Source organism: Pseudomonas sp. yb_2, assembly GCF_043103905.1.
Lineage (GTDB): Bacteria > Pseudomonadota > Gammaproteobacteria > Pseudomonadales > Pseudomonadaceae > Aquipseudomonas > Aquipseudomonas alloputida.
Window position 1 is genome coordinate 72,539 of the sequence record NZ_JBICKH010000040.1, and the last position, 17,783, is coordinate 90,321.

A 17,783-nucleotide genomic window follows, 5' to 3' on the forward strand; every position below is an offset into this window, starting at 1 on the left:
ATTGAGCATGGCTCTCTTCAATCCGCTCCCTCGGTGAAAGAACAGCATGCGAGGGCGATGTCTAGCACAGGACATACGTGGGTTTGAGCATCGCTGTCACTGCGCCAACCAGTGCGTTGCCTCTTTCCAAGCACCGACCGTAACGAGCTCTTCCAGGGTCTCCAGCAAGATTTTTTCATAGCTTAAGGCCAGACGAGAGCTACGTCGGTCGCGTAGCCGAGTCAATGACACGGTTGAGCGGATACCGGGCCGTTCAATTGCATGGCCGACCAGCGTGTGGCTGTTCATGTCCTCCTGAACAGCGGCATGGGCGAGAATGGAGTAGCCAAGCCCCTCAGCGACCAACCGCTTCGTCAAACTAACGCTATCGACCTCGAGCACGACATTCAGACGAACCGCGTTTTGTGCGGCAATCTGTTCCACCAGGCGACGGTTGCTATGAGGCAACCCCGGCAAGATCAAAGGGAAGTCGCCAAGCGCAATCAGACGGACGTTACGCGATGCCTCGCCAGGTGGGCCAACCAGCACCATCCGTTCGCTGAACAATGGCCGCACATCGAATGCCTCGATCAAGGGTTGGTTATAGACAACCGCCACATCGATCCGGCCCTCCAGCAACCATTCTTGAAGCGATGTGCTGAGCCCCTCAAGCGCATGCAGCGATGCCTTTGGCCACCGTTCCTTGAAACTACGAATCAGCTGAGGGCCGACAATTGACCCAATTGCTGGGGGCAGGCCTATCGCCAAATGCCCCCGCTCCTCATCCGCAGTGTTGCGCACATGGTCTGCAGTTTCTTCCATGTAGCGCAGCATGATCTCTGCACGCTCCAACAAACGAGAGCCTGCTGCAGTCAGCTCAACACCTCTCCCATGTCGAGTGAAAAGCTCGACCTGCAGCTGCTCTTCCAACTTTGCAATCTGTCGACTGAGCGCTGGTTGAGCGATGAATAAATCCCTCGCAGCCCGACTGAATCCACCACATTGGGCGACCTTGACGAAGGAACGAAGCTCACGGATATCCATCTGAAACTCCATGCTTAACTGGCATAGCTTTTTATCAAAATAAGGTTTTTGCACCGATTACGCCAGATCTCTATGCTCAGTTCTAATAGCTATGCCGGTGGGATTGGCCACCCCAGCATGCGAATCACAAGAACAATGACGCCCATCCCGTGGGCGAGGAATTGCTATGAACCAGTTGAAGAAGCTCCACGTTCAGGTGCTGATAGCACTTGTCGCTGCCGTCATCCTCGGTTTCGCCGCGCCCACCTGGGCCACTGGCATGAAACCTCTCGGACAAGCCTTTATTGCGCTCCTGAAAATGATGCTCGCTCCAATCGTCTTCGTGACCTTGGTGCATGGCCTCACCCACGTCCAGGACATGCGCAAGCTAGGCCGGCTTGGCATGAAATCACTGCTCTATTTTGAAGTCGTCAGCACGGTCGCGATGCTCGTAGGCTTTGTGTTGGTGAACGTTGTCGAGCCAGGTGTTGGGCTGCATGCCACAGGGATGAACGAGTCTTCGGCTGCCATCAAGGCTACAGCCGCAGCAGGCGAGGTCTCGGTCATCACCTACCTGCTGAGCTTGATCCCGCACACCCTTGTGGATGCTTTCGCCAAAGGCGACATCATCCAAGTCCTGCTGATCTCAGTACTGGCCGGTATTGCTATCAACCGTACGTGCGGGCCAGAGTCCGTAGCAGTGCGCGCAATTGACGAAGCTCAAACCATCCTCTTCAAGATGCTCAGCTTCATCATGAAGCTGGCCCCCCTCGGCGCATTTGGCGCGATGGCCGCTGCGATCGGTAGCTACGGTGGCGACACCCTTCTTTACCTTCTCAAGCTCATCGCCGTCTACTACGCCGCCTCGCTCCTGTTCGTGTTCGGAGTGCTCGGCACCATCAGCTGGTCGGTTGGCCTGCCGTTCATGACCGTGCTGCGGTTGATCCGCGATGAAATTCTGCTTGTGTTCGGTACCGCCTCTGGTGAAGTCGCGTTCCCGCGGCTTATCGAGAAACTGAAACGTACTGGTTGTGATGAAGTGGTTGTTGGTTTTGTGCTGCCGGCCGGTTACAGCTTCAATCTGGACGGCACGGCGATCTATATGGCAATCGCTATCGGATTCATTGCGCAAGCCACCGACACTCCGTTCTCGCTCTGGCAACAGGCCGGCTTGCTGGCAATCCTCAGCATTACCTCCAAAGGCGGTACAACGGTTGCAGGTGGTGCTTTCATCAAGCTGGCAGCCACCCTGCAGTCTGTACAGACCCTTCCGCTGAGCGGCTTGGGCCTTCTGTTCGGCATTGATCGGATCATGGCGACAGCAACAGCCCTGACCAACATCGTTGGCAACACCATCGCCGTTTTCGCAATCGCCCGCTGGGAGGGTGCTTTTGATCCGGAAGCGTTCGAACGTGAAACGGGCCGTGCCCCTGGCCGCAGCCTGCTGCGCCCCTCGGATGTCAGCGCAGCTCAAGTAACTGCCCCCGAAGCTGTTGCGCAAGCCCAACCCCAGTCTCAATCGCAAACCCAGCACTCGTAACAGGAACGGCCATGAATCGCTTGCCTCCCATTGATCCGCAACAACTGAATGACGCCCAGCGTGTCGTTTACGACCGCATCGCCAACGGCCCACGCAAAGGTGTCCGCGGCCCGCTCGCCATCTGGCTACATCGACCAGAACTGGCTGAGTGCGCCCAGGCTCTTGGTCGCTACTGCCGCTACGACAGCTGCCTGGAACCGCGCCTCTCTGAATTGGCCATTCTGCTGATGGGGCGTCATTGGCTCGCAGAGTATGAGTGGGCTGCACATAAACCGTTTGCTCTGGAGGCCGGCCTGGCTCCCGAGATCATCGACGCCATACGCGATGGGAAAGAGCCGAGCTTTCAGAAAGCCGATGAGGCGTTGGTTTATCGCTTCGTTCGTGAACTGCACGATACCCGCGGCATTAGCGACGGCCTCTACAAAGAGTTCATTGAGCTGCTGGGTAACGACGCCGCAGTCGATCTCGTTGGCATTGCCGGCTACTACACGCTGATTTCCATGACTATCAAGGTCTTCGAAGTGCCGCCACCGGCTGGTGTCGCTCCCGAACTGCCTACCACGTTGAATTGAGGATTACCCCATGACTGAAGATATTCCAACCAGCGATCGCTTGAAAGGCAAGGTCGCCATCGTCACCGGTGCAGGTTGTGTGGGTGCCGGCTGGGGTAATGGCCGCGCCGTGGCAGTACTGTTCGCCCTTGCCGGCGCCAAGGTGTTCGCTGTCGATCGCGACCTCGGCGCCATGGAGGAAACGCTGGGCCGTATTCGTGAAGCGGGTGGTGAAGTGACGCCGTATGCCTGCGACGTCACCGACAGCTCAGCGGTAGCTGCCATGGTAGAAGCCTGCAAGCAAGCGTACGGGACTGTAGACATCCTGGTGAACAACGTCGGCGGCTCCGCCGCGGGTGGCGCAGTTGCCCTGCCAGAGGACAAGTTCGACGCCCAGATCGCTCTGAACCTGAAAAGTGTGTACCTGACCTGTAAACACGTGATCCCGGTAATGGAGGCAAAAGGCAGCGGCTCAATCATCAACACTGCTTCGACGTCTGGCATTCGGTTCACCGGCTCGGCGCAAGTCGCCTACGCCGCGAGCAAGGCCGGCGTCATCCAACTAGGCCGTGTTACTGCCGTTGAGTACGCCCCCAAAGGTATTCGCGTAAATACCGTGGTACCCGGTCAGCTGCATACGCCTATGGTCGAAGTCCGTCTCGCAGGGCAGCGCACCGGCGGCGACGTAAACAAGCTGCTCGACTCCCGCCTGGCTCGAATTCCACTGGGCTTCATGGGCGACGGTCGTGACACCGCTTACGCCGCGCTGTACCTGGCCAGTGATGAGTCGCGCTTCGTGACTGGTACCGAGATCGTCGTCGACGGCGGCATGACCGTTCGCTGCGGCTGATTTCTATAGGGGGCCGGCCATGGCCCCCCGTCCACCGACAAATAATAAGAGCAGGTCACTATGGACGATCTAAATCAAGTTCAGGCCTCACGACGCCTGTTCATCAAGCACACAGCCATCGCTGCAGCAGCTATCACCCTACTCGGCGAAGCAACCAGCCAGACATTTGGAGCCTCCATGTCCAGCCCAACCAATGCGCCTGGGATGTGGGATTGCCACACCCATATTTACGGCCCCTGGGATCGTTTCCCACTCCCTGCGAACGCCGCATACACTCCCGCCCCCGCGCCATTTTCAGATCTTCTGGCGTTGCATCAGCGCCTTGGCATTGAGCACGGTGTGCTTGTTCAAGCTGCACCCTATGGAACGGATCACTCCGCCATCCTGGCCGCAATCGCTGAGAGCGGTGGACACTACCGCGGCGTTGGTCTGATCGACGAAACAACCACCGATGAACAGCTGCAGGTTCTGCACGACGGCGGGCTGCGTGGCATCCGTTTCAATCTAATGGGGCACCTGCCGGGCGCACGGGATCCTCAAAAGCTGCGACAACTGGCCGAACGTGTTGCTCCATTTGGATGGCATGTGTTGGTTCACGGAGAACTACACACTTTGTTGCCGTTCCTGGACCAGTGGAAGGACCTGAAGACGCCTCTGGTCATTGATCACATGGCGCGCCCAGATTTCACCCAACCCCTCGATAGAGAAGAGCTTGCTGCTCTGAGGAAGCATCTTGAGCATTCGGCCCGATGGATCAAGCTCTCCGGTATCGATCGCGCCATGCAGGGTCAACCTGGCCCGTGGCCGCAGGCTCTGGATTACGTTCGCGAGTTTCTGGAGTATGCCCCGGAACGCGCGATTTGGGGCTCCGATTGGCCGCATCCAAACATCAAGGGCTCCCCTCCGGATGACCGCCAACTGCTCAACTTCATTCAACAGGTATGTGACAGCCCTGCACTGAAACAAGCCGTTCTGGTCGACAACCCGGCCCGCTTGTACCGCTGAGCTCTTTTGGTTTCAACACACTGACGGAAACGAATAATGGACGATAGAGATTGGCGTCCAAGCACCCGTGTGCCTGATCCGGCCGTACGGGAGCTTGACCCACGCTTTGCACATTACCGCCTCACCCACGCAAAAGTGGAACGCTTGGGTGGGGGAATGCGGTGGGCTGAGGGGCCGGCTTGGTTCGCAGATGGCCGGTATGTGCTGCTCACCGATCTGCCCAACGACCGCATCATGCGGTGGGATGAAGCCACCGGTGTCCTCGGCGTGTTTCGCCAACCGGCCAATCAGGCCAATGGGATGACGCGTGATCGCCAAGGCCGCCTGCTGGTGTGTGAACACGGTGGTCGACAAGTCACACGCACGGAATACGACGGCAGCATCACCGTTCTGGCGAGTCACTTTGAAGGCAAGCCACTCAACTCTCCAAACGACATCGTGGTGAAGTCGGACGACAGTATCTGGTTCACCGATCCGCCCTTTGGCTTGGTCAGTGACTACATGGGCCGTCAAGGCGAAGCAGCGCTGCCGGCTAACGTTTACTGCCTAACGCCAGACGGGAAGCTTCACTGCGTTGCCGAAGATGTCGAAGGTCCTAACGGACTCGCATTCTCACCCGACGAGAAAATCCTCTACTTGGTCGAGTCGAGAGCTCGCCCACGCCGCATCGTCGCATACAGCGTCGATGACCAGAACCAGCTCAGCGAGCGCAGGGAACTCATCGATGCAGGCCATGGCCTGCCCGATGGCATACGCGTCGACGTGGACGGAAACCTGTGGTGTGGCTGGGGCGCTCCCGAGCCTGGCCTGGATGGGGTTCGCGTCTTCGCACCTGACGGTACTCCTATTGGACACATTGATCTGCCTGAGCGATGCGCCAACCTCTGCTTCGGCGGCCCGCGACGCAATCGCCTGCTGATGGCCTCCACAACCTCATTGTATTCGCTGTTCGTTAACACTCGCGGCGCCTGAAGTGCGCCCTTCCTAAGGTAGCTATATGAAAAAAACAAGATCTGCTCCGCTACTGCTCTCGACTGGCCTCGCCGGTCTTCTGACCCTCTCTGCCGGCGTTGAAGCATCCGAGCTCAAGATAATCGCGAGCGGTGCGCTGAAGGGGGCCATGGCCCAACTACAGCCAGCGTACGAGAAAGCCAGTGGCAACACACTCAGCATTAGTTGGGGACCTTCGATGGGAGACTCTCCTGAGTCCATCCCCCAGCGAATCAAACACAAGGAGCCTATGGACTTGGCCATCATGGCCAGCGAGACCCTGGATCTACTGGGACCTACAGGTGCTTTCGACATGAGCACTCGCCGAGAAATCGCCGACTCCCGTATCGGCATAGGCGTACCAAAAGGTCATCCTCACCTGGATGTGTCCACCGTGTCCGCTCTGCGTGCCGCGCTACTCAGCTCTGACAAAATCGCATATTCCCAAGGCGCTAGTGGTGTCTACATCCGGACAGAGCTGTTTGCTCGCTTGGGCATCACCGATTCGGTCAAGCACAAAACAGTCGAGATTCAAGGCAAGGAACTGGTGGGCACTGCGCTTGCTCGCGGCGACGCGGACATCGGCATGCAGCAGATCAGCGAACTGAAGGTAACCCCTGGCGTGGATTACCTAGGCCCGCTTCCCGAGGAGGTACAGAAAGTCAGCCGGTTTTATGCGGCCGTGGCCAGTACCACTTCTAACACCAAGGTTGCACGTGAGTTCCTTGAATACCTCAACAGTGCCGAAGCTAACAAATTGCTTGAGGAAAGCGGCCTTGAACCTGCCCCATCACTTACTGCCCAAGGAAAAAAACAATGAAAAAGATTTCTCACTTCATCATTGGTGCGTCCCTGACGCTGGCTGCCTCCATCGCCATGGCTAGCAGCTCTGCCGCAACGAATGCAGTGCAACAGGAAATGGTGCGGTACGACAACGTCCAGATCGAGGTCAACTCCCAAGGTAAGGGTCCGATCATCGTGATGCTTCCCTCGCTGGGACGCTCGGGTCGTGACTATGACCAAGTGGCAAATTACCTGCAGCAAGATGGGTTCAGGGTGGTGCGCCCTGAACCCCGCGGCATAGGCCAAAGCAAAGGCCCGATGGAAAAGCTCTCAGTCCATGACTTTGCCCGCGATATCGCTGCAGTTGTCGAGCACGAGAAACAAGGGCCGGTAGTAGTGGTTGGGCACGCCTGGGGTAACTTCCCGGCTCGACAACTGGCGGCCGACAGGCCCGACCTGGTGCGCGGCGTGGTGCTCGCAGCGGCTTCTGCCGGCAAGGTTCCACCCGGATCGTCTGAGAAGCCCATCAACGCCGAAATGCGTCAGGCAATCGATGGGGCCGGTGACATGTCTCTGTCCGAAGAGCAACGTCTGGTCTACCTGCGCAAAGCATTCTTCGCCCCCGGCAACGACCCTCGTGTCTGGCTTGGCGGATGGCACGACGAAACGCATGAAGCTCAGTCCCATGCACGCAATACCACACCGGTCGATGACTACTTCGCCGCTGGCAAGGCCCCGATCCTGGACCTGCAGGGTGAATCCGACACAGTAGCCCCACGCAGGTTCTCAGGCGTTCTGCAAAGCATGCTGGGCGATCGCGTTCAGGTGGTGGTGCTCAAAAACGCCGGACATGCGATGGCGCCTGAGCAACCGAAGGCAATGGCCGACGCTATTGCGACGTTTGCCAAAGCTCAGTACGCGCATTGATGGAAACCAGGACGGGCGCCGCGAGGCGCCTGCCCTTGGTCTGCACATCCACGTTTCACTGCCCCTGCCTGAGCGACGACATCACGGCGCATTTGCGCTTCGCAAAGCTAATCAAAGCCTGCCGCAGGTTCCGAAAACTCCTCACTTGAAAAAGTCGACACCCGGCCTGGCGCGCTCATCGACGCTCAGTGAAAACACATCGGGCCGCGAATAGTGGCCAACCACATCGAAGTCGTAGCGAGCACGCACCAACTCATCAAGATCGATTTCTGCCGTCAGTAATCCCTCTTCACCACGCAGTGGACCGGCGAGTACATCACCCAGCGGCCCGACGATGACACTGTTGCCCTGAATCAGGGGACGGTCAGGATCCCAGGCTGGTACCTCGATACCCAGTTCGAGTGGCGATTTCTGCACCTGACATGCACTAACCAAAAACATCCGCCCCTCATGAGCGATATGCCGCATGCTGGCCAGCCAGACGTCACGCTCATCGACTGTCGGCGCGCACCATACCTGCACGCCTTTGGCGTACATCGCAGTGCGTAACAACGGCATGTGGTTTTCCCAGCAGATCGCCGTGCCGAGCTTGCCGGCTGGTGAATCGACAACAGGTAATGTCGAGCCGTCACCCTGCCCCCAGATGAGACGCTCAGTACCCGTTGGCATCAACTTGCGGTGCTTGGCGATGAGTCCACCCTCTGGTGAGAAGAACAGCGCGGAACAGAACAGCGTGTTACCAGAACGCTCGATCACCCCGACGACCAGGTGAGCTCCCGTGCGTTCGGACAATGCAGCGAGCTCGTCTGTCTCCGCGCCGGGGACATCAATAGCATTCTCGAAATAGGCTTGGAATGTCTCACGCCCCTCCGGCAAGCGATATCCCAGGAAAGTGCCGAATATCTGCCCTTTTGGGTACCCGCCTAGGATCGCCTCGGGCAATACGACCAGTTTCGCCCCGCTCGACTTTATCTTGGCCTCATACTCGATGATGGATTTCAGCGTCTGGGCCTTTCCGAGTGGATGGGAGCCAACCTGTAGCGCTGCAACGGTGATACGGGACATGATGAGATCTCGCATGATGTAAGTGCAGGCAATGTTCGGCCCCGATCCGTTATTGAGCAATACTGCACCGACTCGATCTGATATCAATTACAATCATATCGTGACAGCATTGGGGGACTGCTACCTGTGTGCCTGGAAAGGTTCCACCAATCATGAAAAAGCTGGACATCGCCTCTGTGGATCTGAACCTCTTCAAGGTTTTCGAAGCCTTGTATGAGGAAGGAGGCGCGGGCCGCGCCGCCATTCGCCTGGGCATTACCCAATCAGCGGTGAGCGCTGCTCTATCCAGACTACGGGCAGTGTTCGGTGACCACTTGTTCGAACGGACAGGACGAGGCCTTAAACCCACCGCAAAAAGCGAGGAATTGCGCCCTATCGTGGCCGCCGCGCTGGACAAGTGTCGTCAGGGGCTGATGTTGGCACTCCATGACGATGCGGCGATTCACGGGCGCGCCATTGCACTGGGCATGTCGGATGACTTCGAACTGGCAATTGGCAGGCTGTTGATCGACAAAGTCCGGGAACAGGCGCCTGGTATCCGCCTAGTGTTCAAGCAAACCCACAGCTTGCTGGCAAGCGATGCTTTGATGAACCGGCAATTTGATCTTGCCTTGACATCGGGCGCCGTGGCCTCGAAGACGCTGGGGCGGCTGGCGCTTGCAACGGGTGACTACACCTGCCTTACTGCGGCCCGTGCTGACGCCACCCCGCTGACACCCGGGTCTTACCTTGAAAAGCGCCACATTCTGGTTTCATCGGGCGGCTATGTGGGCGTGGTTGATGAGGTGCTAGCTGCGCAGTCGCTGAATCGCACAGTGGAGGCTTCAACCACTCATTTCTCCGCGCTTCCCGCGCTTCTGCAGCACAGCGACTGCGTGGCCACCTTGCCGACCCATGCCGCCAAAGCCTTGGCCAGCGTCAGCAACGTCCAATGCCACCCATGCCCAATCAACCTTCCGCGCTACTCAATAGAACTGGGATGGCGAATCGACAATGCGCGTGATCCTGCCATTGGCTTGATCATTACCTTGATTCGTGAAGTCATCGCCCAATTGCCTGGTGTCGTGGTCGTCGGTTGATTCAAAGGACAGAGACGCTGCTGGCCCAGTCAGGCTGGCGGTTTATGGTCCACCAGCACAGCAATATCTTTCTCTAGGTGACAGCGTCGATACGTTCGAAGGCCAGCGCCAAGCCTTGTCCCACCCCCACGCACATCGTGGCCACACCAAAGCGCCCCCCCGTCTTCTCGAGCTGGTGCACCGCTGTCAAGACCAGTCGATTTCCGCTCATCCCCAAAGGATGACCCAGCGCTATAGCTCCACCGTTGGGGTTCACTCGCTCACTGTCATCTGGCAAACCGAGCTCGCGCATCACTGCCAATCCTTGCGCTGCGAAGGCTTCATTGAGCTCAATGACGTCGAAAGCATCAATTGTCATGTTCAGCCGTTGCAGAAGTTTTCGCACAGCAGGGACTGGACCAATTCCCATTACTTCAGGCAAAACACCGGCGCTGGCCATTCCAAGGACCCGGGCACGAGGTTTTAGACCGAACTTGTCTACCGCATCAGCACTAGCGAGGATCATCGCGCTGGCGCCGTCATTCAGGCCTGAAGCGTTGCCAGCAGTTACCGTGCAATAAGGACCATTTACCGGTTTGAGTTTGGCCAGCGCTTCTGCAGTGGTTTCAGGACGGGGGTGCTCATCACACACCACAACGGTTTCGCCCTTTTTGCCGGGAATGATGACGGGAACAATCTCTTCAGCATAAAACCCGCGCTCGATCGCGCTAGCAGCTCGTGCTTGACTACGCAGAGCCATGGCGTCCTGATCCTCACGAGAAATGCCGTACTGCTGGGCAACTTTGTCACCGGTCATCGGCATACTATCGACACCGTACGCGCTTTCCATTGCCGGATTGATGAAGCGCCAACCGAGCGTCGTGTCTTCAAGTTTCTGCGTACGCCCAAACGGGCCGTCAGCTTTTCCCATCACGTAGGGCGCGCGAGTCATCGACTCAACGCCTGCGGCAACGGCCAATTCCATTTCACCATTAGCAATCGCCCTGAAGGCCGCACCAATAGCTTCCAGACCGGATGCGCACAGCCGATTCAACGTCACACCAGGTACCGAAGGAGAGAGCCCAGCGAGTAAAAGCGCCATGCGTGCCACGTTGCGATTGTCTTCACCTGACTGGTTGGCGCACCCCATGAAGACTTCGTCCACGGCGGCCCAATCGATACCTGGATTGCGCTCAATCAACGCTTTGAGTGGGATAGCAGCAAGGTCATCCGCCCTCACTGCAGAAAGTACACCATTCAGACGGCCAATCGGGGTGCGTACTGCATCACAGATGAAGACATCGCGACTCATCAGAGCTCTCCTTACAAGAGTGGTTAGCGCAGCCAATCGACGCGCGCCCACAGTGTCGGAGAGCACTTCGGCAGTGACAATGAGCTAGTTCCACTGACTGGAATCAGATCTCTGTGAAAAATCGCTTTCCGTCAGCCTTCAGCAGCTCGACCATCAGTCGCACAGCCGGTGCCAGATAGGCCTCCGCTCGCACTGAAACCGCGACGGTCCGAGTCATCGTAGTCTCTTGAATGGGGACCTCTCTTAGAGTGGATAGCCAACGTCCAGACACTAACGTTTCCCGGGCCAGAAAGCTCAGTAATTGCGTCTTGGCTATCAGCCTCGGCAACAATGAAACGGCATTTGCTTCAATCTGCACCGTAGGAGCAGGCAACTGATGTGACCTGAATGCCTCGTCGATCCAGCGTCTGGAGGCAACTGCATCGCCAGGCAGAACCCAGCGGTATTGGCATAGCGCTGCGATGCTGATAGCAGAAGAGAAGACGGGATGATCTGCGCTGGCCACGACTACAGCTTCATCTTGAAGAATCGGGAAGGTGAGCAGATGGGGATCACCAGCATTCAAAGGGCAAATAATCGCATCCAGGCGGCCGGAGCTCAGGGACTCCCTGAGAATGTCATCTTGGCCGATCGAGAGCTTCAATCGCAGCTCGGGAGCGCGCTCCAACAAGAAGGATGCCAACTGCGGAAGGAGGTGCTCGGCCATGCTCGCGGAACAGCCCAAGCGTATAGTCCCGATTTGCCCGCTCGCAAAGTCTCGTACTTCGCGCTCGGTCTCCGCAATGCTCAGTTGTAACTGCCGCCCGCGCTGGAGAAGGAGCTCGCCAACCTCAGTGAGCCTTATTCTCCTGCCTTCTCGTCTGAAAAGCTGCGCGCCTAAAGCCTCTTCGAGACGCTGAATGCTTTTGCTGAGCGCAGGCTGACTTTTGTGCAACAACTCTGCAGCTTTACCGAGATGACCCGTTCGTGCAATGGTCTCGAAGTAAGTGAGGTCCCTAAGATCCATGATTCATAACTCTCGGTAATCGGTTCATCAAAAACAGCAAATGGACCACGGCCATCAGCCCCTCGGATAATCATCTGGCCCAGCATCCGAGGATTCTCCAGTGCCAAACCCCTCTTCACTCTCGAAGCCCGCCCTGTTGCAGTGGCTATGCGTGATACTCGCAGCCGGCGCTGCGGGGCAGTTTTTTCACTTCCTGCATATCCCTGCAGGCTTGTTCCTCGGGCCCATGCTCGCGGGCATTGCTTGTGGTCTTTTGGGCGTGACAATCCGTGTTCATCGTCATGCGTTTCGCTTCGGCCAAGGTTGCGTGGGTGTGTTGGTGGCTCACTCGATGACTTGGCCAGTCATCCAGACGCTCGCACAATCCTGGTATCAGATGTTGGGTGTCACAGCCCTGACACTGGCCATGAGCGCACTGGTAGGTCTGGGAGCTATCCGATTCAGTGGCCTATCTAAAGCAACTGCAGCTTGGGGAACAGCACCCGGTGCAGCATCGGCGATGGTGGCAATGTCGGAAGATTATGGAGCTGATGCACGTGTGGTTGCGACCATGCAGTACGTCAGGGTGGTTTGCGTGGTAGTTGTAGGAGCACTGGTAAGCCATGTGCTAGGTGCGCACACGCCCTCCTCTGGAGCCGCCAATATGAGCCAGACCGCAAACCTGTTGGATCTAGCTTTGAGTCTCGGGGTCATTTTAGTCGGTGTTGCAGCAGGTACGCGTCTGCCGGCAGGCGCACTGCTAGTGCCACTGCTGCTTGGAGGCGGGTTACAGTTGTCTGGCGCACTAACGATTGATCTTCCTAGTTGGATCTTCAGCCTCGGCTACGGTTTGATTGGATGCTACATCGGGCTCAGATTTGACCGACGAACCGTCGCATACGTCTGGCGGCAGATGCCTGCAATGGTTCTGAGCGCTTCTGCCCTGATCTTACTGTGTGCCGGCTCTGCCTGGTTCCTTGCAGAGCTGATGGGTATTGATTTTCTTTCGATGTACTTAGCCACAAGCCCAGGCGGCCTGGACGCCATGGCGATCCTAGCTGTCGAGACGCACGCAGACACCGGCTTCGTGCTAGCCAGCCAAACGCTGAGACTGTTTTCAGTAGTATTGGTCAGCGTGGTGATAGCGCGCCAGGTTTTACGAAACGCGCCCGCAGATGCCGCAGAAAAAAAGGGTCAGCCAAAGTCGTGGTCATCGGCCGACCCAAAGTAAATCCACAGCATTAACTTTGGCTAAGTGAAACACGCTCCTTTGCTCTGGATTGAAGCAAAGCGCAGACTTTCAATTGCCGGTCAGGATGCTTGAGAGCCCACTGCTCCAGGGCTTCGCCGATCTGAGTCAGCCCGATCTGATCTGCATAGTAGAGAAGCCCACCGCGGTAGCGTGGGAAGCCATATCCGTGGATCCAGATGAGATCAATGTCATTAGGGCTGTCGATGATACCTTGCTCCAACATGTAAGCGGCTTCATTGATCATTACGAATAAACACCGCTGCAAGATCTCATCGTCCGAGATTACCCGCGGCTCCAGGCCTCTTGCTTGCCGGTGCTCAACAAGCATGTTCGCAACGAATGGATCAGGAGAACCCTTGCGCTGGCCCTCTTCATACCGGTAGTACCCCGCCCCCGACTTCTGGCCGAAACGGCCCGCCTCGTGTAGCTGCTCAATCAGGTTACATTGACGCTCAGCCTGACCAAGGTGTTCCCCCCGGCCTTTCCTGTTGAACCAAGCGATATCAACGCCAGCCAGATCACGCAGTTCAAAGGGGCCGATCGGGAAGCCGAAGCCACGTAGCACTCGGTCGACATCCTCTGGTGACGCGCCTTCTTCAAGCAAGAATGTCGCTTCGCGCTCGCGGACGGCCAACAACCGATTCCCTACAAACCCATAGCAGTTCCCTACCGCAACCGCGGTCTTGCCCAAGCGCCCACCCAGTTGGAGCACGGTTGCCAGCACATCGGGGTGCAGGTGAGCGGTTTTCACAACCTCGAGCAGCTTCATGACGTGAGCGGGGCTGAAAAAATGCATACCGATGACGTCTCCTGGGCGATCGGTAACACTGGCAATCGCATCGACATCGAGGTAAGAGGTATTGGTTGCCAGGATCGCCCCGGGCTTGGCAAAACGATCCAGCGTTCGGAAGACGTCTTGCTTGACGGCCAAGTCTTCAAACACTGCCTCGATGATCAAATCTGCACCTGCGATCGCCTCAAGACTTCCTTCGTACCGAATATGCCCAGCATGCTCAGCCGCCTTTTCTGAGGAGAGGCGGCCTTTCTCAAGCGCGCTGACATAGTAGCGCTCGACAGCCGCTCGTCCGCGATCAAGCGCCGCAGGCTGAGTATCGATCAGCACTGTCGCGATACCCGCGTTAGCCAAGCACAACGCGATACCGCTCCCCATCGTGCCCGCTCCGATCACCGCGACCGAATCAACGGCACGAACTGGGGCTTGTCTAGCTAATGTGCGGCGGCGAGAGGCAAGATCACGCTCGGCAAAGAAGACATGCCGTAAGGCGCGTGCCTGAGCACTTTCACGCCGGGAAATAAAAATATCTCGCTCCAGCGCCATGCCCTCGTAAAAGGGAACCTGCCAAGCTGCCTGCAGTGCTTGGAGCGCGAGAGGTGGAGCCTCCTGCCCCACAAGCTTACGAAGAATCGCCTGAGCCCTACGCTGGAAAACTGCAGGATCAAATGCAGATACGGTCCGATTGCAGGAGCGCGGTATCGACTGCCCAATAGTCTCCTGTGCGAACGCCAAAGCAGACTCGAATACGGATGAGCGACTCAAGCGATCCAGTAAACCAATCTCCAACGCTTGCTCTACACCAACCTGCTCTCCGCCCAATACCATATCGAGCGCCGGGAGCATCCCGCATAAGCGCGGCAGGCGTTGCGTTCCGCCGGCGCCGGGGATCAAGCCCAAACCCACTTCGGGTAGCCCGAACTGAGTGCCTGGACCTGCGATGCGGTAATGGCAGGCAAGCGCAAACTCAAGGCCGCCACCTAGGACCGAACCATGCATCGCAGCGATAACAGGCTTCGGCGAGTTTTCGATTGCCGCCAATACATCAGGCAGGTGCGGAGCCTGCAAAGGCAGATCGAACTCTTTTATATCGGCACCGGCGATGAAGGTACGCCCCTCACACACGATCACTACTGCCCGAATATCGGCGTCACCCGCCGCCTGCTCGAATCTCGCAAGTACCTGTTCACGGACCTCACGCGAGAGGGCATTTACTGGCGGATTGTTGATGATGATCAGACCGACATTACCTTCGCGTTGAAGCGCTACGAGGGAGTGCATCGTTTCTCTCCTGGTGAGGATATTCATTACAGAAGCGACAACGGGTAGCTGACAATCACCCGCACATCATCGGCATCCCGAGCGAAGTCCGCGCGGTAGGTGGCACTGCGCAGACGCATGCTCAGCCCCTTCAGGGACCCGCTCTGCAACACGTACTGCAACTCGACATCGAGCTCGCGCTCGCCGTCCGAGCCCGAATCCACTCCGCGCACATCAGCTTGGTTGCCTTTCAGATATCGAGTCATGAAGGTCAACCCTGGGACACCCACGCTCGCAAGATCGAAGTCGTAGCGAGCCTGCCAGGAGCGCTCGTCCTTCTCGGCGAAGTCGCCCACCTGCACGAAGTTGACTAGGTAGGGGTCAGTGCCATCCACGTAGGGGAATGCCGAGCCCCCGGACATTTTCTGGTAGCCGAGACCAAAAGCGTGGCCACCCAGTTTGTAAGTACCCATGACACTAAGTGCGCGGTTGTCGATAGGACCGCCGCGGGCTTGCCCCTGGTCGTCGCTATCGAACACGCGGACATCACTCGTAAATGAGCCCCAGGTGCCCTTTCTACGATCAGTCAGACCGTAGAATCGCTGGGTATAGACGTCTTCGAGAACCGCGTACTGGGCCAACAAATCCGTACTATCAGCAACGTGGTACGTCACCCCCATCATGTTGAAATCACCGCCATCAAGAGGGCCGCTAAACCGACGGTTCTTGTTGTTCAGTGCCAGCCCTGTGGAACCGGATTGATCGCGATATACAGTTCCCTGGATCTTCGCCCCGGTAAACTCCAAGGCTTTCCATTCGTTGATCTGAATCTGGGCACCGTCGAATGTCTGGGGCAACAAACGTCCGTTGTTAGAGACCAGGGTTGGCCATTTTGGTATCAACGTGCCGACACGGAGCTCGCTCTCGGACACCTTGACCTTGAGTGTCCCACCGGCTTTGGAGTAGTTGTCCGGCACATCACCATCATCTTGCACTGGCAGCAACCCAGTACCCGAACGACCCGGCCCTGAGTCCAGCTTGACCCCAAGCATGCCGATTGCATCGAAGCCAAAACCTATAACGCCAGGCGTGTAGCCCGACTCATAGCGCAGAATGAAGCCCTGGGCCCATTCCTGTCGCTTGGATTGCGCACTACCTTCGCGAAAATCTCGGCTCATGTAGAAGTTGCGCAGCTCCAGAGAAGCTTTGCTGTCTTCAAAGAAGCCTTGCGCACCAGCAAGCGGCAGATACACGGCAAAGCCAACCCCTGCCGCGCAGAGCGGCATATTTTTTTTCATCATTACTGCTTACCAAGAAGTTGATCGTGCGCGGCGGTAGTCCGTCGCCACCGCGGTGATCAGGCAGGAGTTTGCAAGGCGCTTCAGCGCACCTGGGTCAGGTAATCTTCGGCTTTACCAGGGATTTTCTCGTTCTGAATATCACCCAGGAACTTGATCGCACGATTGACTTCCTCATCGGTGAGGTAAGGCGTCTGCGGGAAAGACTTGCGATTGTTCTCCCACGCGGCTGCATAAACCTTGTCGTTCACGCCCTCGAAGCGGCTGCGAACTGACTTCATGGCTTCCTGAGGCTGCTCGTTGATGAGTTTCGTGGCATCGCTCAAGGCAGCCAGGAAGGCTTTGACTGTGTCCTGGTTCTCGGTCGCCCACTGACGACGAGCACTGAGTGCAATCGACGGGTAGCCATCAAGCTCAGGTACCATTCCTTCGGACATGTCGAGCAAGGTGTAGCCCTTGTGGTCGATTACGGCGCTATCGGACGCCGGCGACGAAAGCGCGAAGCCGTCGATCTTGTTCTGGGCAAATGCTGCAAGCATCGCCGCACCGTTGTTGAGGTACAGAAGTGTGAAGTCTTTTTCTGCATTCAACTTCGCTTCTTTACCTAGGAAGCGCACGAGGAAGTCTGCGCTTCCGCCGGCGCCGCTGACTGCCAAGCGCAGCCCCTTGAACGCAGCCAAACGTTGCTCAACCGTCGAGTCTGCTGTGAGGCCCAGGCGATCAGCGAGGTCTTGATGGATAACTATGTTGCTTGCGTATTGGCCGACCAAACGACCAAGCAGGGTGATGTCCGCGCCCTTCACCTTCGCGTTGATCGCATTCTGGATAGCACACGAGCAGAACTCGACCGAGCGACTGGCAAGCCCTGAGGCCGCCGCGCCGCCACCTTTGAATTTCACTAGCTCGACATCTAGTCTATGCTTTTTGAACATGCCGCCGTCCAAGGCTACAAACAAGGGCATGTGAACAAACCCCTCCGTACCCAGAGCAACTTTAACGGTTTCGGCAGCCTGCGCGTAAAAGCTGGTTGCACTCATGGCAACGCTCAACCCCAGCGCAGAGAACAGACGCTTGATAGACATGGCAAAGACCTCTTCTTGTTGTTGTGTTGG

Annotated in this window: 16 protein-coding genes; 9 read left to right on the forward strand and 7 right to left on the reverse strand. The window is 57.4% G+C overall.

Annotated elements, in window-relative coordinates; translation table 11 throughout:
* Window positions 1-96 precede the first annotated feature (96 nt).
* On the reverse strand, window positions 97-1,077 hold the full coding sequence (locus tag ACF8FB_RS10420) for a LysR family transcriptional regulator (protein WP_392511288.1): 981 nt from the start codon (window positions 1,075-1,077) through the stop codon (window positions 97-99).
* A 112-nt stretch (window positions 1,078-1,189) separates the two neighbouring features.
* Between ACF8FB_RS10420 and ACF8FB_RS10425 the strand changes: the two genes are divergently transcribed.
* Genes ACF8FB_RS10425 through ACF8FB_RS10455 form a run of 7 tightly spaced genes read left to right on the forward strand, consistent with a single transcriptional unit; the run spans window position 1,190 to window position 7,648 of the window.
* A complete protein-coding gene (locus ACF8FB_RS10425; RefSeq protein ID WP_392511289.1) occupies window positions 1,190-2,542 on the forward strand; it encodes a cation:dicarboxylate symporter family transporter in 1,353 nt (450 codons plus the stop codon).
* A gap of 11 nt (window positions 2,543-2,553) precedes the next feature.
* The gene (locus ACF8FB_RS10430) at window positions 2,554-3,114 is read left to right on the forward strand and encodes a carboxymuconolactone decarboxylase family protein (protein ID WP_015270313.1); all 561 of its coding nucleotides are present in this window, start codon (window positions 2,554-2,556) and stop codon (window positions 3,112-3,114) included.
* 10 nt (window positions 3,115-3,124) lie between these two features.
* On the forward strand, window positions 3,125-3,943 hold the full coding sequence (locus ACF8FB_RS10435; protein WP_003258699.1) for an SDR family NAD(P)-dependent oxidoreductase: 819 nt from the start codon (window positions 3,125-3,127) through the stop codon (window positions 3,941-3,943).
* Window positions 3,944-4,003: 60 nt separating this feature from the next.
* On the forward strand, window positions 4,004-4,948 hold the full coding sequence (locus ACF8FB_RS10440; RefSeq protein ID WP_392511290.1) for an amidohydrolase family protein: 945 nt from the start codon (window positions 4,004-4,006) through the stop codon (window positions 4,946-4,948).
* Between the two features lie 36 nt (window positions 4,949-4,984).
* On the forward strand, window positions 4,985-5,920 hold the full coding sequence (locus ACF8FB_RS10445) for an SMP-30/gluconolactonase/LRE family protein (RefSeq protein WP_085588720.1): 936 nt from the start codon (window positions 4,985-4,987) through the stop codon (window positions 5,918-5,920).
* Between the two features lie 25 nt (window positions 5,921-5,945).
* A complete protein-coding gene (locus tag ACF8FB_RS10450) occupies window positions 5,946-6,758 on the forward strand; it encodes a substrate-binding domain-containing protein (RefSeq protein ID WP_085588718.1) in 813 nt (270 codons plus the stop codon).
* Window positions 6,755-7,648 carry an alpha/beta fold hydrolase gene (locus ACF8FB_RS10455; protein ID WP_085588716.1) on the forward strand — a complete coding sequence of 298 codons (894 nt, stop codon included), beginning with the start codon at window positions 6,755-6,757 and terminating at the stop codon, window positions 7,646-7,648. Before ACF8FB_RS10450 ends, ACF8FB_RS10455 begins: the two co-directional genes overlap by 4 nt.
* 141 nt (window positions 7,649-7,789) lie before the next feature.
* Here ACF8FB_RS10455 and ACF8FB_RS10460 read toward each other — a convergent pair whose 3' ends face one another.
* Complete coding sequence (locus ACF8FB_RS10460; protein ID WP_015270308.1) at window positions 7,790-8,713, reverse strand: carbon-nitrogen hydrolase family protein; 924 nt, start codon at window positions 8,711-8,713, stop codon at window positions 7,790-7,792.
* Between the two features lie 152 nt (window positions 8,714-8,865).
* Between ACF8FB_RS10460 and ACF8FB_RS10465 the strand changes: the two genes are divergently transcribed.
* Window positions 8,866-9,792, forward strand: a complete 927-nt coding sequence (locus ACF8FB_RS10465) for a LysR substrate-binding domain-containing protein (RefSeq protein WP_392511291.1) — start codon at window positions 8,866-8,868, stop codon at window positions 9,790-9,792.
* A gap of 73 nt (window positions 9,793-9,865) precedes the next feature.
* Here the strand turns inward: ACF8FB_RS10465 and pcaF are convergent, their stop codons facing one another.
* Together pcaF and ACF8FB_RS10475 are read right to left on the reverse strand one after the other, a co-directional pair.
* A complete protein-coding gene (gene pcaF, locus ACF8FB_RS10470; protein WP_085588712.1) occupies window positions 9,866-11,083 on the reverse strand; it encodes a 3-oxoadipyl-CoA thiolase in 1,218 nt (405 codons plus the stop codon).
* A 103-nt stretch (window positions 11,084-11,186) separates the two neighbouring features.
* On the reverse strand, window positions 11,187-12,089 hold the full coding sequence (locus ACF8FB_RS10475) for a LysR family transcriptional regulator (RefSeq protein ID WP_392511292.1): 903 nt from the start codon (window positions 12,087-12,089) through the stop codon (window positions 11,187-11,189).
* A 100-nt stretch (window positions 12,090-12,189) separates the two neighbouring features.
* Here ACF8FB_RS10475 and ACF8FB_RS10480 point away from each other — a divergent pair, with 100 nt between their 5' ends.
* The gene (locus ACF8FB_RS10480) at window positions 12,190-13,299 is read left to right on the forward strand and encodes an AbrB family transcriptional regulator (protein ID WP_392511293.1); all 1,110 of its coding nucleotides are present in this window, start codon (window positions 12,190-12,192) and stop codon (window positions 13,297-13,299) included.
* A gap of 10 nt (window positions 13,300-13,309) precedes the next feature.
* Here the strand turns inward: ACF8FB_RS10480 and ACF8FB_RS10485 are convergent, their stop codons facing one another.
* From ACF8FB_RS10485 to ACF8FB_RS10495, 3 genes are all read right to left on the reverse strand, one after another.
* On the reverse strand, window positions 13,310-15,394 hold the full coding sequence (locus ACF8FB_RS10485; protein WP_085588706.1) for a 3-hydroxyacyl-CoA dehydrogenase NAD-binding domain-containing protein: 2,085 nt from the start codon (window positions 15,392-15,394) through the stop codon (window positions 13,310-13,312).
* A 26-nt stretch (window positions 15,395-15,420) separates the two neighbouring features.
* Window positions 15,421-16,674: an OprD family porin gene (locus ACF8FB_RS10490; protein ID WP_392511294.1), complete on the reverse strand. Its 1,254-nt coding sequence runs from the start codon at window positions 16,672-16,674 to the stop codon at window positions 15,421-15,423.
* An 80-nt stretch (window positions 16,675-16,754) separates the two neighbouring features.
* Window positions 16,755-17,753, reverse strand: a complete 999-nt coding sequence (locus ACF8FB_RS10495; RefSeq protein WP_392511295.1) for an ABC transporter substrate-binding protein — start codon at window positions 17,751-17,753, stop codon at window positions 16,755-16,757.
* Between the last annotated feature and the right edge of the window lie 30 nt (window positions 17,754-17,783).

What these genes read in the sequence shown, in the direction of transcription:
- ACF8FB_RS10425 (WP_392511289.1), top strand. Translation starts at nt 1,190, where the DNA reads ATGAACCAGTTGAAGAAGCTCCACGTTCAGGTGCTGATAGCACTTGTC.
- ACF8FB_RS10430 (WP_015270313.1), top strand. Translation starts at nt 2,554, where the DNA reads ATGAATCGCTTGCCTCCCATTGATCCGCAACAACTGAATGACGCCCAG.
- ACF8FB_RS10435 (WP_003258699.1), top strand. Translation starts at nt 3,125, where the DNA reads ATGACTGAAGATATTCCAACCAGCGATCGCTTGAAAGGCAAGGTCGCC.
- ACF8FB_RS10440 (WP_392511290.1), top strand. Translation starts at nt 4,004, where the DNA reads ATGGACGATCTAAATCAAGTTCAGGCCTCACGACGCCTGTTCATCAAG.
- ACF8FB_RS10445 (WP_085588720.1), top strand. Translation starts at nt 4,985, where the DNA reads ATGGACGATAGAGATTGGCGTCCAAGCACCCGTGTGCCTGATCCGGCC.
- ACF8FB_RS10450 (WP_085588718.1), top strand. Translation starts at nt 5,946, where the DNA reads ATGAAAAAAACAAGATCTGCTCCGCTACTGCTCTCGACTGGCCTCGCC.
- ACF8FB_RS10455 (WP_085588716.1), top strand. Translation starts at nt 6,755, where the DNA reads ATGAAAAAGATTTCTCACTTCATCATTGGTGCGTCCCTGACGCTGGCT.
- ACF8FB_RS10460 (WP_015270308.1), bottom strand. Translation starts at nt 8,713, where the DNA reads ATGTCCCGTATCACCGTTGCAGCGCTACAGGTTGGCTCCCATCCACTC.
- ACF8FB_RS10465 (WP_392511291.1), top strand. Translation starts at nt 8,866, where the DNA reads ATGAAAAAGCTGGACATCGCCTCTGTGGATCTGAACCTCTTCAAGGTT.
- pcaF (WP_085588712.1), bottom strand. Translation starts at nt 11,083, where the DNA reads ATGAGTCGCGATGTCTTCATCTGTGATGCAGTACGCACCCCGATTGGC.
- ACF8FB_RS10475 (WP_392511292.1), bottom strand. Translation starts at nt 12,089, where the DNA reads ATGGATCTTAGGGACCTCACTTACTTCGAGACCATTGCACGAACGGGT.
- ACF8FB_RS10485 (WP_085588706.1), bottom strand. Translation starts at nt 15,394, where the DNA reads ATGCACTCCCTCGTAGCGCTTCAACGCGAAGGTAATGTCGGTCTGATC.
- ACF8FB_RS10490 (WP_392511294.1), bottom strand. Translation starts at nt 16,674, where the DNA reads ATGATGAAAAAAAATATGCCGCTCTGCGCGGCAGGGGTTGGCTTTGCC.
- ACF8FB_RS10495 (WP_392511295.1), bottom strand. Translation starts at nt 17,753, where the DNA reads ATGTCTATCAAGCGTCTGTTCTCTGCGCTGGGGTTGAGCGTTGCCATG.